Below are 14354 nucleotides of genomic sequence, written 5' to 3'. Positions count from 1 at the left end.
AATGTTTGCGCGCATGCGCCGCACCCTCTTATGTGTTAAGCCCTCGTGGCTCCCCGTGCCCCGGCGCATCTTTATCGAGGATTCTCCATGACCCAATTCAAAGGCTCCATCACGGCCCTGGTGACCCCCTTCAAGGATGGGGCCGTGGATGAGGCGGCGTTCCGGGCCTTCATCAACTGGCAGATCCAAGAGGGCACGACCGGGCTCGTTCCCGTCGGCACCACCGGCGAGAGCCCGACCCTGAGCCACAAGGAGCACGACCGGGTCATCGAGATCTGCGTCGAGGAGGCCAAGGGCAGGGTGCCGGTGATCGCGGGCGCCGGATCCAACAGCACGTCGGAGGCGGTGGCCTTCTCCAGGCACGCGGAGAAGGTCGGGGCCGATGCGGTGCTCATCGTGACGCCCTACTACAACAAGCCGACGCAGGAAGGCTTGTACCAGCACTACAAGGCGATCAACGACGCCATCGGTATCCCGATCATCATCTACAACATTCCCGGCCGCTCCGTGATCGACATGTCGGTGGAGACCATGGCGCGGCTCTATGAGCTGAAGAACATCGCCGGCGTGAAGGACGCCACCGCCAACATGGCGCGCGTGAGCCTGCAGCGGCAGGTGATGGGCGCGGATTTCATCCAGCTGTCCGGCGAGGATGCCACGGCTTTGGGCTTCATGGCCCATGGCGGCCATGGCTGCATCTCCGTCACCTCGAACGTTGCGCCCAGGCTTTGCGCCGAGATGCAGACGGCTTGCCTGAAGGGCGATTACGCATCGGCCCTGAAGGTGCAGGATCGCCTGATGCCCCTGCACACGAACCTGTTCCTGGAAACCAACCCGACGCCCGTCAAATACGCCGCATCACTGCTCGGCCTCATGGAAGATGCGGTGCGCCTGCCCCTGGTTCCGGCCTCCGAGGGCGCAAGGCAGGCAGTTCGCTCGGCCATGGTCCATGCGGGCCTGATCAACACATAGAACCTCATGGCAAAAGATCCAAAGAACAACAACCGCATCGTCGCCGACAACAGGAAGGCGCGGTACAACTACGAGATCCTCGACACCTACGAGGCCGGCATTGCGCTGACGGGCACCGAGGTCAAATCCCTGCGCGAGGGAAAGGCCACCATCGGCGAGTCCTATGCCGGACCTTCGGGCGAGGAGTTCTTCCTGTTCAACGCTTATATTCCGGAATACCTCCAAGCGAACCGCTTCAACCATGAAACGAAGCGCCCCCGGCGCCTGCTTCTGCACAAGCGGCAGATCAACAAGCTGCTCGGTGCGACCCAGCGGGAGGGCTTCACGGTGATCCCGCTCAAGATCTACTTCAACGATCGTGGGCGCGCGAAGGTGGAGCTGGGCCTCGGACGAGGCAAGAAGCTGCACGACAAGCGCGAGTCGGAGAGGGAACGCGACTGGAGCCGGGAAAAGGCGCGCCTGATGCGAGACAAGGGCTGACGGAGCGAGGCTGCGCCCTAACTCCCCTCGCTCCAGCTTGGAGGGAGACATGGCGTCCATTGCTCTGGTGTCGGTTCTCGGTCCCGACCGGGTCGGCCTCGTCGCGGCGATTGCCGAGCACCTGTTCGACATCGGCGTGAACCTGCGCGACACGACCTTTGCGGCCCTTGGCTCCGGCGCGGAGTTCGTGGCCCTGTGCGAGATCCCCACGGGACTGACGGCAGGTCAGGTCGAAGCCGGCCTGAAGGGGCTGCCGGAACTGGAAGGGGCGGAGATCCGGGCGGTTCCCTATGCGTTCGATCCGAGCCCGGGCCCTGCCGGGAGCGTGACCCACCGCATCACGATCAGCGGCGGCGATCAGCTCGGCCTCGTTGCCCGGCTGGCGGAGGTCTTCAGGCAGTACGACGCCAACATCGTGCGCCTTGAGGCGCGCAAGCTCTCTGACCAGGAGGGCAGCCTTTACGTGACCCGTTTCGCGGTCTTCATCCCACAGCAGCGCGAGAGCCTGTGCTTGGCCACCGTGAGCAACACCGCAGGAGCCCTGGGGCTGAGCTGCGAGGTGGAAGAGAGCAGGCTTTAGAACGACGAATGGCCGGGACAGGCCCGGCCACCCTGCATTCTCGGAAAACCTTGTTCTCAGACGTCGAGGTCGTCGTCCTGCGGCTGCCGAATGCCGTAGCGGCTCTCGAGCGCGCCGTTGCGGGGCTGTGGCGGGCGCGAGCGATCCGGGCGCTCGCCGTTCTCGCCCATCATGCGCTGCGGACGGTCCGACGGATCGCGGCCGATGCGGGACACCAGCTGCGACAGGTCGAGAAACTCGTCGGCTTGCCGGCGCAACTCGTCCGCCACCATGGGAGGCTGGGTGGTGACCGTGGAGACGACGGACACGCGTACGCCGCGGCGCTGAAGAGCCTCGACGAGGGACCGGAAGTCACCGTCGCCGGAGAACAGGACCATGTGGTCGATGTAGGGGGCGAGCTCCAGCGCATCGATGGCGAGCTCGATGTCCATGTTGCCCTTCACCTTGCGCCGGCCCGTGGAGTCGACGAACTCCTTGGTTGGCTTCGTCACCACCCGGTAGCCGTTGTAATCGAGCCAATCGATCAGCGGGCGAATGGAAGAATATTCCTGATCTTCTACAAGGGCGGTGTAGTAGAAAGCCCGCACGAGGGTGCCGCGGCCTTGGAATTCCTTCAACAGGCGCTTGTAATCGATATCGAAGCCCAGGGTTTTCGTCGTAGCGTATAGGTTGGCACCATCAATGAAGAGCGCGATCCGCTGCTGGCCTGACATAAGTATTCTCTTTTCGTGCCTGCCGGGGTGGCATAACAACCTTTATTATTCAGGCGACATCTATTATTTACGCAGGCAATATAATTGCGCGGAAAAATGGCGACGTGTCGTAGAACAGGCTGCTATTAACCCTTCAGACGAGTAAAATTGGCAACTTCGAATACTTAATGGCGCGTAAATTCCAAGAGTCAAGTTGTCAGAACCAAGGCAGTCAAGGCTATGGGGGACAAATAAACAGCTTTTTATGATTTAAGATTGCGGCTCCCCGGCTTGACCGCCGGAAGCGCTGCCAGATCGGGCGGAAGCTGGTCCGGCGCATAGGCTGGAATGTCCAATTGGACCAGGGATACGAGCGGCACGCCGAGGTCCGCCTTGCCGCCGGAGCGGTCGATGAGGCAGGCCGCGCCCAGGATCGTGCCAGGGTGCTCGCGCAAGGATGCGAGGCATTCCCGAGAGGAAAGGCCAGTCGTCACGATATCTTCGACCATGACGACGCGCGCGCCCTCGGGAATCGTAAAACCTCGGCGCAGGGCAAAGGCGCCGTTCTCGCGCTCCACGAAGATCGCCTTGCAGCCCAAGTGCCGGGCCGTCTCGTAGCCCGGAACGATGCCGCCGACGGCGGGCGAGACCACGTAGTCGACCGATCCGAACGCCTCCCGGATCTTCTCCGCCAGCGCCCGGCACACCCGCTCCGTGCGCACCGGATCCTGGAACACGAACATCTTCTGCAGGAAGACCGGGCTGTGCAGCCCCGACGAGAGAATGAAGTGTCCCTCCAGCAGGGCGCCTGCGGATCGGAATTCATCAAGAACGTCATTCGGGGTCATGGCTCGTGCCTCCTGCATCAGCGCTGTTTGGCAGCGGGAGGGGCGGGAGGCAAGGGGTACCTGAATGTAAGCGAACCGGTTTCCTGAAAGATACTATGTGTGAAAGAGCACTTTTACCAACTTAATTACGTTTCATATTCCTAGAAGGAATAGGTTCTTAGTTGGGAGGAAGTCCTATGGTTTCCCCACGGGCTGCCACCGCAAAGAAACTTAGGCTCACAATGCTCACTGCAGTAAAGGACCTGACTAGGATGCGTGAGGTTCTTCGCATTCCATGGGATGGATGAACAGTTCATCACGTGACAAAGGAAAGCTGCGTCAGCATACCGATATCGACACCTGATCCATGTAGGAGAAGGCCAATGCCCGCTCCTGTCGTCTGGTCTGAACCGTCTTACATGCTTCCAACTGATTCAGGGCAGCTTGTTGCGCTGCCTGATGGTTCGCTTATGAAGATTTGGGATGGTAACGAGGGCATTCATCGGCAGTTATGAACGCAGATGGCACGCTGAAGGGGATGCCCTGCGTATCGATGGGACGAGTGAGCTCAATCAGATAGACCCAAAATTTGCCGTGCTGGAGGATGGTCGCTTTGTTGTCACCTGGGTCCATAAATGGTTTGTGGGCCGAGAGCAATTTACTGACATCAAAGCTCGAGTTCTCGAAGCACGAAACGGTGCAAACGACACGCTGGCGGGGGAGGCAGGCCATGACCGGCTCTATGGCGGCCTGGGCAACGACCTGCTCTCGGGCGGGGCGGGCAAGGACGTGTTCGTGTTCGACACGAAGCTGAACAAGCGCACGAACGTGGATCAGATCGCAGACTTCCGCTACCAGGACGACAGTGTCTACCTGGAGAACCGGATCTTCACCAAGCTGGGGGCGGGCACCGCCTCCAAGCCGAAGAAGTTCAACTCGGACATGTTCACCACCGGCACCAAGGCCCAGGACGCGGAAGACCGGATCGTCTACGACAAGAAGTCGGGTGCCTTGTACTACGACCAGGACGGCACCGGCTCCAAGGCCCAGGTGAAGATCGCAACGATCACCAACAAGGCCGTCCTCAAGCACTCGGACTTCTTCGTCATCTGAGTGGAACGCATAAGACCCAAAAGGTGCCGCCTGGTGATGAGCCGTGGCGCCACCTTATGAGCATCGGTTCTGTCACGGCAGGTCAGCCTATGCGGTCCAGCCAACTGGGCAGTTCAGCGAGCGATGGCAGTTCGGCAAATCGCGGATGATCCGTGGGCAACGGGGCGTCCTCGTGCGCCCAGACCAGATGGAAAGGGATGAGGGCTGCATAGCTGCCCGCTTCAAGAGCCGGCAGAACGTCCGAGCGCACCGAATTGCCCGCCATGGCGGCATTCTCCGGGCCCGAGCCATGGCGCGAGAAAATGCGGGTGTAGGTCTCGGCTCTTTTCTCGCTGACGATCTCCACGCCCGAGAAGAAGTCCCCCAGGCCCGAGGCGGCGAGCTTCGATTCCTGGTGGAACAGGTCGCCCTTGGTGATCAGGACGAGCCGGTACCGCCCGGAGAGTTCTTCAAGGGCCTCATTGACGCCGGGGAGCGGCTCCACCGGATGGTTCATCATGTCCCGCCCGACGGCGAGGATCTCCTTGAGGACGGCATTGGACACCTGTCCTTTGCTCACCTCCAAGGCGGTTTCCAGGAGCGAGAGAGTGAATCCTTTCGCCCCATAGCCGTAGAGGCCGAGATTGCGCCTTTCCGTTGCGGCAACTTCTTATTCGAGCGTCTGCGCATCGACAAAGTCGGCGAGCAGTTCGCTGAAGCGCTGGCGCGTCAGTTGATAGAAGGTCTCGTTGTGCCAGAGCGTGTCGTCGGCATCGAGACCGAGAACGGTAATCGGCATCGGCAGTTCCTGCAGTCTCGATCAGGGGCGGTGTCGGGCGGCCTGGATGAAGGCATCGAACAGCCTGTTGCCGGGATGCTCCTGGGTGGCGAAAGCTTCCGGATGCCATTGCACGCCGATGGCGAAGCGGCGGGACGGGATTTCGACGGCTTCGATCACCCCGTCATCAGCCATGGCGGCGACGACGGCCTCGCCAGACATTTCCACTACGGCTTCCTGATGGCGGCTGTTCACGTCGAGCCGCGTCGTTCCCACGATGCGCGACAGCATCGTCCCTGCCACGATCTCAACGGAATGCATGGTGCCCCGGCTGTCGTGGTCGAGGATGTGCGCGCCGACCTTGCGCACCTCGTGCACCATGCGCCCGCCATGGAGGCAGGCGAGCATCTGCATCCCGTTGCAGATGCCGAGCACCGGTTTGTCGCGATCGAGAAACCCGCGCATGAGGGCCTGCTCCACATCGAGGCGCTCCGAGGACGGATAGCGTGACCCGTCGCCGGGTGCGTACCATTCGTCGGGAAACCGGATGCGCCCGCCGACGCTGACGAACCCGTCGAACTCTTCCACCACCGGCTCGATCATGTCGGTGATGTAGGGGATGCCGAAGGGCAGGCCGCCGGCACGCTGGACGGCGACGAAGTAAGCCTTCGCCATGTCGTAACGGGTGCCGTCGACGCTGGTGTTCTCGTCCATCATGACGGCGATGCGAGGTTTGCGGGGCATTGATGATCCTAACCCGTGACGCGATCCACGCGACTGACTACACGCTTGGCGCGCAGTTCCGCAATGATGGCGTTGAGGTGCTTCAGGTCCCAGACCGTCAGGTCGATGGTCATATCGGTGAAGTCCTGGGTGCGCCGCTTCATGGACACGTTGTCGATGTTGCCATCATGATCGGCGATCACCTGGGTGATCTGGGCGAGCGATCCGGGCTCGTTGATCGACTGGAGCTTGATGCGGGCCGGGAAGCGCTGGTTGGAGCCTGTTTCCAGATCCCACCGAACGTCGATCCAGCGGTCGGGCTCGTTGTCGAAGGCGGCGAGAGTCGGCGACTGGATCGGATAGATCGTGACGCCTTCGCCGGGGGTGAGGATGCCGACGATCCGGTCTCCCGGCACGGCTCCGCCTTCCTGGGCGAAATGAATCGGCATGTCCTTGTTGAGGCCGCGGATCGGAATGCCGCCCGGGTTCTCGCTCGCGCCCTTCTTGCCCGAACCGTCACCCTGTGCGCCGCCCCTGCCGTCGCTGCCCCCGCGCCGCTCATCCAGGTAGTCGGGATAGACGGCCCGCACCACGTCGCCGGAGAACATTTCGCCTCGGCCCACCGCCGCCAGAACATCCTCGGCCGAAACGCGCGCGAGACGGGGCAGGGCGCCCTTGAGCTTCTCATCCGAGAAGGGCCGGCCCGCCCGCTCGAAGGCGCGCTCCAGAATCTGATGCCCGAGGCCGGTATATTGCCGGCGCACGGCCGCGCGGGTGGCGCGCCGGATGGAGGCGCGCGCCTTTCCGGTGACCACAAGGGATTCCCAGGCCGCCGGCGGCGTCTGGCCCTCGGCCCGGACGATCTCGACCTCGTCGCCGTTCTGCAGTTCGGTCAGCAGCGGCGACATGCGGCCGTTGATCTTGCAGCCCACCGCCGTGTTGCCGACATCGGTGTGCACCGCATAGGCGAAGTCGATGGGCGTCGCGCCGCGGGGGAGCGCGATCAGGCGGCCCTTGGGCGTGAAGCAGAAGACCTGGTCGTGGAACAGCTCGAGCTTCGTGTGCTCGAGGAACTCCTCCGGATTGTCGCCCTCCGCCAGGAGATCGATGGTGCGCCGCAGCCACTGATAGGCACGGCTTTCGGTCGCGAGCCGCGAGTTGTCGTTGACGCCCTCCTTGTAGAGCGCATGGGCGGCGATGCCGAATTCCGCCACCTCGTCCATGTCCTCGGTACGGATCTGCAGCTCGACGCGTTGGCTGCCGGGCCCGATGACGGTGGTGTGGATGGAGCGGTAGTCGTTCTGCTTCGGGGTCGAGATGTAATCCTTGTACCGCCCCGGAACCATGGGCCAGCTGGTATGGACGACACCGAGCGCCCGGTAGCACTCGTCGAGGGTGCCGACGATGATCCGGAAGGCGAAGATGTCGGAGAGCTGCTCGAAGGAGACGGATTTGCGCTCCATCTTGCGCCAGATGGAATAGGGCCGCTTCTGGCGCCCCGTCACCGTCGCTTCGATTCCTTGAGCGCGCAGCTTGGTGGTCAGGGTCTGCTCGATCTCCTCGACGAGCTTCTCGCTCTTGGCGGAGAGCTCGTGCAGGTGGCGCTTGATGGCCTCATAGGCCTCCGGGTCGAGATTCTGGAAGGACAGTTCCTCCAGCTCCTCGCGCATCTCCTGGATACCCATGCGTCCGGCCAGCGGCGCATAGATGTCGAGGGTTTCCTCGGCGATGCGCTTGCGCTTCTCCGGTGGCATGAACTGGAGCGTGCGCATGTTGTGCAGGCGGTCGGCAAGCTTGACCAGCAGCACCCGCACGTCGTCGGCGACCGCCAGAAGCAGCTTGCGGAAGTTCTCGCCCTGAGCCGCCCGCTTCGACACGAGGTCCAGCCGCTTGATCTTCGTCAGCCCGTCGACGAGAGCCCCGATCTGGGGCCCGAAGGTCTTGTTGATCTCCTCCAGCGTCGCCTGGGTGTCCTCCACGGTGTCGTGGAGAACGGCCGCCGCGATGGTGGCGTCGTCGAGCTTGAGGTCCGTCAGGATGGCGGCCACCTCGAGGGGGTGGCCGAAGAACAGGTCGCCGGATGCGCGCTTCTGGGTGCCATGAGCCATCATGGCGTACACGTAAGCACGGTTGAGAAGCGCCTCATTGGCCGAGGGGTTATAGCGCTTGACCCGCTCGACAAGTTCATATTGGCGCATCATACGGCCGCCATCTCCTTTGGGTCCGGTCCATCTGGCTGAAGTGTGGAAGGTTTTGAAGATATTGTACAACATCTTCTCACCGCAAGCTGAATACCTTGCCGCAGGAGCCCTGTCCCGGGCCTGGTTAAGGCAGCCAACAAAAAAGCCCGGCCATGAGCCGGGCTTCTGAAAATACGAGGCGCGAAGCTTATTCGCGGTCGTCGTCGTCCGCGCTGCTGCTCGGGGGCACGAGGCCCTCCAGGCCGCGAAGGAGGTCTTCCTCGCTCATGCGGTCGAACTGGACGTCAGCGTCGTTGTCGCCGCCGGTCGTAGGGGCGGCTGCAGTGTTGCTGAGCATCGGAACGGTTTCGGCTTCCGGCTCGTCCACTTCGACGTATTTCTGCATCGAGTGAATGAGCTGCTCCTTCAGGTCGTCGGGAGCGATGGTCTCGTCCGCGATCTCGCGCAGAGCCACGACGGGGTTCTTGTCGCGGTCGCGATCGATCGTGAGGGGCGAGCCCGACGAGATGAGGCGAGCCCGGTGGCTGGCCAGCAGCACGAGCTCAAACCGGTTGTCGACCTTGTCGATGCAGTCTTCGACGGTCACGCGAGCCATGCGGGGCTCCTTCTTCAGGTTCGGAAAGAATGTCGGAAGAGGGACCGCATACACCGGGCGGCTCAGGAACACAAGAGGACCTGTTGTCTGCCAGGGGCTTAACGCCGGGTGCGGCCGCACACGGCGGGGCTGGTTCGCGCGGCCTAGCTTGCTGAGGGTCAAGCCTGGGAGACGGCCTTGGGAGACTTGAGTCGAGTTTGGCGAGCTTTCATAGGATTGGCGAGCAGGCTCCAGCTCCATCGTTCGAGGATCGACCGGAGCCTCCTGAGAGGCTGGCGCAGATCCATCCGATGAACAGGTCAAGCAAGAGCCGCCCGCCCTTTGCCTTGACTCCTCGACCTGCGAGTGCGAGTCCCGCGCGGATTCCATGAATTGAGGGTTCCGCTCCTGATGAAGCGCGCATTCATTTTCCCGGGCCAGGGAAGCCAATCGGTCGGCATGGGCAAGGCGCTTGCCGAGGCCTTTCCGCAAGCCAAGGCCGTTTTCGACGAGGTGGATGAGGCTCTCTCGCAGAAGCTCTCCACCCTCATGTGGGAGGGGCCGGCGGAGGAGCTGACCCTAACGGCCAACACCCAGCCCGCCCTGATGGCCGTGAGCCTGGCGGCGATCCGGGTTCTGGAAGCTGAGGCTGGGCTCGATCTCAAGCAGCATGCCGCCTTCGTGGCCGGACACTCCCTGGGAGAGTACTCGGCCCTGGCGGCGGCCGGCAGTCTCTCGGTTTCCGATACCGCCCGTCTCCTGCGCATCCGCGGCAATGCCATGCAGAGTGCAGTCCCGGTCGGGCAGGGCGCCATGGCGGCCCTTCTGGGCCTGGAATACGACGCTGCCCTCGCGGTCGCCCAGGAGGCGGCCCAAGGCGAGGTTTGCGATGCGGCCAACGACAATGGCGGCGCTCAGGTCGTGGTCTCGGGCCACAAGACCGCCGTCGAGAGAGCCGTTGCCATCGCTCAGACCAAGGGCGCCAAGCGCGCCGTAATGCTGGCTGTCTCTGCCCCCTTCCATTGCGCCCTCATGCAGCCGGCGGCCGACGCCATGCGCGAGGCCCTGGCGGCCGTGACCGTGAACGCTCCGGTCGTGCCGGTCGTGGCCAACGTGGAGGCTGCCCCGATCACGGACCCGGCGGCGATCCGCGATGCCCTGGTTCGCCAGGTCACCGGCACCGTGCGCTGGCGCGAAAGCGTGGCCTATATGGCATCGCAGGGCGTTGAATCGTTTTATGAGGTCGGGTCGGGCAAGGTGCTGACCGGGCTCGTGAAGCGCATCGCGGCGGGCGCCTCGTCCGCCGCCATCGGCAGCCCTGAGGATGTCGCCACCTTCAAAGCGTCCCTGAACGGATAAGGAGCCCCGCATGTTCGATCTTTCCGGCCGCAAGGCTCTCGTCACCGGCGCGACAGGCGGCATCGGCGGCGCCATCGCCCGCGCCCTTCATGCCCGGGGCGCGACCGTCACCCTGTCCGGCACCCGGCGCAGCGCCCTCGACGAGCTCGCGTCCTCCCTGGGAGAGCGGGTCCACATCGTTGAGGCCAACCTGTCCGACAAGGACTCCGTCGAGGCGCTCGTGCCGGCCGCCGAGGCCGCCATGGAGGGGCTCGACATCCTGGTGAACAATGCAGGCGTGACCAAGGACAACCTGTTCATGCGCATGAAGGACGAGGAGTGGGAGACGGTGATCGCCGTGAACCTCACCGCCTCCTTCCGCCTGTCGCGGGCTGCCGTGAAGGGCATGATGCGCCGCCGCTACGGCCGGATCGTGAATATCGGCTCCGTCGTCGGCTCCACCGGCAACCCGGGTCAGGGCAACTACGCGGCCTCGAAAGCGGGCCTCATCGGCATGACCAAGGCGCTCGCCGCCGAGGTGGCCAGCCGCAACATCACCGTCAACTGCGTTGCCCCGGGCTTCATCGAGTCGCCCATGACCGACGTTCTCAACGACAAGCAGCGCGAGGGCATCCTGGGCACCATCCCTATGGGGCGGCTCGGTCAGGGTGACGAAATCGCCTCCTCGGTGGTTTATCTCGCCTCGAGCGAAGCGGCCTACGTGACGGGCCAAACCCTGCACGTGAACGGCGGAATGGCTATGTTCTAAAGGTGCTTAAAGCCTTTTCGGGAAACTGTTTGCAGGTGCCGTTCACCCCTCGCCAGAGACGACAAGCTTGTGTTAAGCATGAGCCCGATCAGGTCAAAGGGGTTGACCGGCGCTCAAAAATGCGGCTTTGCACGGCGCAAGGTAGCCGTTTCAGCGTTGTCAGCTGAACAGCTGATCTAATTTGATTTCTTAATCCGCCCGCTCCTGAGGCGGCAGCCACTGAGGAAAAAACGATGAGTGACGTCGCTGATCGCGTGAAGAAGATTGTTGTCGAGCACCTGGGCGTCGAAGCCGACAAGGTGGTCGAGAACGCCAACTTCATCGACGACCTGGGCGCCGACAGCCTTGATACGGTCGAGCTGGTGATGGCGTTCGAGGAAGAGTTCAACGTCGAGATCCCGGACGACGCGGCTGAGACCATCGTCACGGTTGGCGATGCCGTCCGCTTCCTTGAGAAGAACGCAGCCTAAGAAGCTGGCGGGCGTCGGGTGACTCATCCGACGCCCGAATTTTATTGATCGATAGGGCAGGTAATTCATGCGCCGGGTAGTTGTTACAGGTCTTGGCATGGTCACTCCGCTGGGAAGCGGTGTCGATGCCACATGGTCCCGCCTCATCGAGGGGCAGAGCGGCGCCGGCAGGATCGCGGACTTCCAGGTCGACGACCTGGCCTGCCAGATCGCCTGCCAGATCCCGCGCGGCGACGGCTCCGACGGCACCTTCAACGCCGACGAATGGATGGAGCCCAAGGAGCAGCGCAAGGTCGATCCCTTCATCGTGTATGCGATGGCGGCCTCCACCATGGCGCTGCGCGACTCCGGCTGGGAGCCCAAGACCTACGAGGACCAGTGCGCGACCGGCGTGCTGATCGGCTCCGGCATCGGCGGCATCGGCGGCATCTACGAGGCTTCCGCCACCCTGATCGAGCGCGGCCCGCGCCGCATCTCCCCCTTCTTCATTCCCGGCCGCCTCATCAACCTGGCCGGCGGGTACGTGTCCATCGAGCACGGCCTCAAGGGGCCGAACCACGCGGTGGTGACGGCCTGCTCCACCGGCTCCCACGCCATCGGGGACGCGGCGCGCCTCATCGCCCTGGGCGACGCCGACGTGATGGTGGCAGGCGGCACGGAATCGCCGGTCAACCGGCTCTCCATCGCGGGATTCGCGGCCTGCCGCGCCCTGTCCACCAACTTCAACGACGATCCGACCAGGGCCTCGCGCCCCTACGACAAGGACCGTGACGGCTTCGTCATGGGCGAAGGCGCAGGCATCGTGGTTCTGGAAGAGTACGAGCACGCCAAGGCCCGCGGCGCCAAGATCTACGCCGAGATCATCGGCTACGGCCTGTCGGGCGACGCCTATCACATCACCTCGCCGTCCGAGGACGGCGACGGGGCCTATCGCTGCATGGCGGCCGCTCTCAAGCGCGCCGCCATCGACGTGTCCGAGATCGACTACGTCAACGCCCACGGCACCTCGACGCCTCTCGGCGACGAGCTGGAGCTGAAGGCGGTCGAGCGCATCATGGGCAACGCGGCGGGCAAGCTCTCCATGTCCTCCACCAAGTCGGCGGTCGGACACCTGCTGGGCGCGGCCGGGGCCGTCGAGGCGATCTTCTCGATCCTGGCCATGCGCGACGGCGTCATCCCGCCCACGATCAACCTCGACAATCCTTCGGTCGATACGGCCATCGACCTCGTCCCCAAGCAGGCCAAGCGCAAGGAGATCAACGTGGCTCTTTCGAACTCCTTCGGGTTCGGCGGAACCAACGCTTCTCTGATCATGCGTCGTGTATCTTGAGGATGGCGGCGGCACGTTACGGCTTTTCGCCATAATCCCTGTTAGGGTGTCGACGGACCGGCAGGGCCGCCGGCCGATACCAGAAAAGCGTCGTGATGTTCGGACGAAAGAAAAAGATCCTTCTTCCCCCCGTGGATGACTCCGACGGTCACGGACCGGCCCAGCCCCGGCTGTCGCCCAGATCCCCGAGCGAGGCCATCAAGCCGTCGATGGCTCCGCCCCCGCCGCCCAAGCTGCGCCGGCGCCGCAGGGGCATGCTGTCCGTGTTCAGCGGGTTGCTGACCCTTCTCGTCGCCCTGGCGATCGCGGCCATCTTCGGCTTCTCGATGCTGCAGCAGGAGGTCACGGCCCAGGGTCCGCTCCAGAGCGACAAGGTCGTCGTCATCCCGCGCAACACCGGTACTGGCGAGATCGCGCAAATCCTCAAGCAGGAAGGCGTCATCGAGCAGCCCCTGCTGTTCCAGGCCTATGCCTACATCAACCGCCAGCGCGGCCAGCTCAAGGCAGGCGAGTTCCAGTTCAAGGCGGGGACAAGCGTCGAGGATGCGATCGATACCCTGATACAGGGCAAGGCCATCCTGCATACGGTGACGGTGCCGGAGGGGCTGACCAGCGAGCAGATCGTCGCCCGCCTCTACGAGAACGAGACCCTCACGGGCGACGTGACCGAGACGCCCCGCGAGGGATCGCTCCTGCCCGACACCTACAAGTTCGAGCGCGGCACCACGCGCCAGCAGATCATCAACACCATGCAGGCGGCCCAGAAGCAGGCCATCGAGCAGATCTGGCAGCGCCGCTCGGCGGAACTGCCGATCAGGTCCCCGCAGGAGCTCGTCATCCTGGCCTCCATCGTGGAGAAGGAGACGGGCCGCGCGGACGAGCGCACCCGCGTCGCAGGCGTCTTCATCAACCGCCTCATGAAGCGCATGAGGCTCCAGTCCGATCCCACCATCGTGTATGGGCTCGTGGGCGGAAAGGGCACCCTGGGCCGCGGGATCCTGCGCAGCGAGATCGAGGCCGCCACGCCCTACAACACCTATGTGGTCGAGGGCCTCCCCCCAGGCCCCATCGCCAATCCGGGCCGGGCGGCGCTCGAGGCAGTGGCCAATCCGTCCCGGACGAAGGATCTCTACTTCGTGGCCGACGGCTCGGGCGGGCATGCCTTCGCTGAGAGCTACGAACAGCACCAGCGCAACGTGACCCGCTGGCGGCAGATCGAGAAGGCACGCCCGGCTCCCGAGGCCGGCGATGTTGACCGGGTTCTGCCCGATGCGGCGGCGCCCGGCCAAACCGGCCTGCCGGGGAGCATCACCCCCGAGTTGCGAGGCACGGCGAATGCCCTGCCGGCTTCAGGAGCCCGCCCGGCCGGGCGGCCCGGGCAGGCGCGCGGCTTCGACGCGAGCGAGGGCACCGAGAGGGACCCGCTCAAGAACAAGACCTTCGACCTGAGCAACCCCAAAAGCGTTCCGGCCCTGCGCCAGCCCTGAGGGGCGGGGGCTTAGGCTGCAATCCGGGATCCTTGCAATCG

Annotated in this window: 14 protein-coding genes and 1 pseudogene; 9 read left to right on the top strand and 6 right to left on the bottom strand. The window is 63.8% G+C overall.

Annotated elements, in window-relative coordinates; all coding sequences use genetic code 11:
• The first annotated feature begins 87 nt into the window (after window positions 1-87).
• From dapA to JKG68_RS02060, 3 genes are read left to right on the top strand one after another with little or no spacing between them, the layout of a single operon-like run.
• Window positions 88-972 carry a 4-hydroxy-tetrahydrodipicolinate synthase gene (gene dapA / locus JKG68_RS02070; RefSeq protein ID WP_202055436.1) on the top strand — a complete coding sequence of 295 codons (885 nt, stop codon included), beginning with the start codon at window positions 88-90 and terminating at the stop codon, window positions 970-972.
• A gap of 6 nt (window positions 973-978) precedes the next feature.
• Entirely contained in the window at window positions 979-1452 is a 474-nt protein-coding gene (gene smpB, locus JKG68_RS02065; protein WP_202055435.1) for an SsrA-binding protein SmpB, read from the top strand.
• A 49-nt stretch (window positions 1453-1501) separates the two neighbouring features.
• Window positions 1502-2032: a glycine cleavage system transcriptional repressor gene (locus tag JKG68_RS02060; RefSeq protein ID WP_202055434.1), complete on the top strand. Its 531-nt coding sequence runs from the start codon at window positions 1502-1504 to the stop codon at window positions 2030-2032.
• Between the two features lie 56 nt (window positions 2033-2088).
• Here JKG68_RS02060 and JKG68_RS02055 read toward each other — a convergent pair whose 3' ends face one another.
• On the bottom strand, window positions 2089-2745 hold the full coding sequence (locus JKG68_RS02055) for a LabA-like NYN domain-containing protein (RefSeq protein WP_202055433.1): 657 nt from the start codon (window positions 2743-2745) through the stop codon (window positions 2089-2091).
• A 242-nt stretch (window positions 2746-2987) separates the two neighbouring features.
• Window positions 2988-3572 carry an orotate phosphoribosyltransferase gene (gene pyrE, locus JKG68_RS02050; protein ID WP_202055432.1) on the bottom strand — a complete coding sequence of 195 codons (585 nt, stop codon included), beginning with the start codon at window positions 3570-3572 and terminating at the stop codon, window positions 2988-2990.
• 462 nt (window positions 3573-4034) lie between these two features.
• Between pyrE and JKG68_RS34160 the strand changes: the two genes are divergently transcribed.
• Window positions 4035-4664: a M10 family metallopeptidase C-terminal domain-containing protein gene (locus JKG68_RS34160; RefSeq protein WP_202055431.1), complete on the top strand. Its 630-nt coding sequence runs from the start codon at window positions 4035-4037 to the stop codon at window positions 4662-4664.
• 82 nt (window positions 4665-4746) lie between these two features.
• Here the strand turns inward: JKG68_RS34160 and JKG68_RS02040 are convergent.
• The 4 genes and pseudogenes from JKG68_RS02040 to rpoZ all read right to left on the bottom strand — a co-directional run bounded on the left by JKG68_RS02040 (window position 4747) and on the right by rpoZ (window position 8940).
• Window positions 4747-5442 (bottom strand): annotated as a pseudogene (locus JKG68_RS02040) (HAD family hydrolase).
• A 21-nt stretch (window positions 5443-5463) separates the two neighbouring features.
• Window positions 5464-6165 carry a gamma-glutamyl-gamma-aminobutyrate hydrolase family protein gene (locus JKG68_RS02035; protein ID WP_202055430.1) on the bottom strand — a complete coding sequence of 234 codons (702 nt, stop codon included), beginning with the start codon at window positions 6163-6165 and terminating at the stop codon, window positions 5464-5466.
• A gap of 8 nt (window positions 6166-6173) precedes the next feature.
• A complete protein-coding gene (locus JKG68_RS02030) occupies window positions 6174-8345 on the bottom strand; it encodes a RelA/SpoT family protein (RefSeq protein WP_202055429.1) in 2172 nt (723 codons plus the stop codon).
• A 187-nt stretch (window positions 8346-8532) separates the two neighbouring features.
• Complete coding sequence (rpoZ, locus tag JKG68_RS02025) at window positions 8533-8940, bottom strand: DNA-directed RNA polymerase subunit omega (RefSeq protein ID WP_202055428.1); 408 nt, start codon at window positions 8938-8940, stop codon at window positions 8533-8535.
• 390 nt (window positions 8941-9330) lie between these two features.
• Here rpoZ and fabD point away from each other — a divergent pair, with 390 nt between their 5' ends.
• From fabD to mltG, 5 genes are all read left to right on the top strand, one after another.
• A complete protein-coding gene (gene fabD, locus JKG68_RS02020; RefSeq protein WP_202055427.1) occupies window positions 9331-10278 on the top strand; it encodes an ACP S-malonyltransferase in 948 nt (315 codons plus the stop codon).
• A gap of 10 nt (window positions 10279-10288) precedes the next feature.
• On the top strand, window positions 10289-11026 hold the full coding sequence (fabG, locus tag JKG68_RS02015; protein ID WP_202055426.1) for a 3-oxoacyl-[acyl-carrier-protein] reductase: 738 nt from the start codon (window positions 10289-10291) through the stop codon (window positions 11024-11026).
• 233 nt (window positions 11027-11259) lie between these two features.
• Window positions 11260-11496 carry an acyl carrier protein gene (locus tag JKG68_RS02010; protein WP_036347903.1) on the top strand — a complete coding sequence of 79 codons (237 nt, stop codon included), beginning with the start codon at window positions 11260-11262 and terminating at the stop codon, window positions 11494-11496.
• Window positions 11497-11563: 67 nt separating this feature from the next.
• Window positions 11564-12826, top strand: coding sequence for a beta-ketoacyl-ACP synthase II (gene fabF, locus JKG68_RS02005; RefSeq protein ID WP_202055425.1), 1263 nt, complete (start codon window positions 11564-11566; stop codon window positions 12824-12826).
• 95 nt (window positions 12827-12921) lie between these two features.
• Window positions 12922-14313, top strand: a complete 1392-nt coding sequence (gene mltG / locus JKG68_RS02000; RefSeq protein ID WP_202055662.1) for an endolytic transglycosylase MltG — start codon at window positions 12922-12924, stop codon at window positions 14311-14313.
• The last annotated feature ends 41 nt before the right edge of the window (window positions 14314-14354 follow it).

It is taken from the genome of Microvirga aerilata, assembly GCF_016743775.1.
Taxonomy (GTDB): Bacteria; Pseudomonadota; Alphaproteobacteria; order Rhizobiales; family Beijerinckiaceae; genus Microvirga; species Microvirga aerilata.
This window is presented reverse-complemented; position numbering and strand designations above follow the sequence as displayed.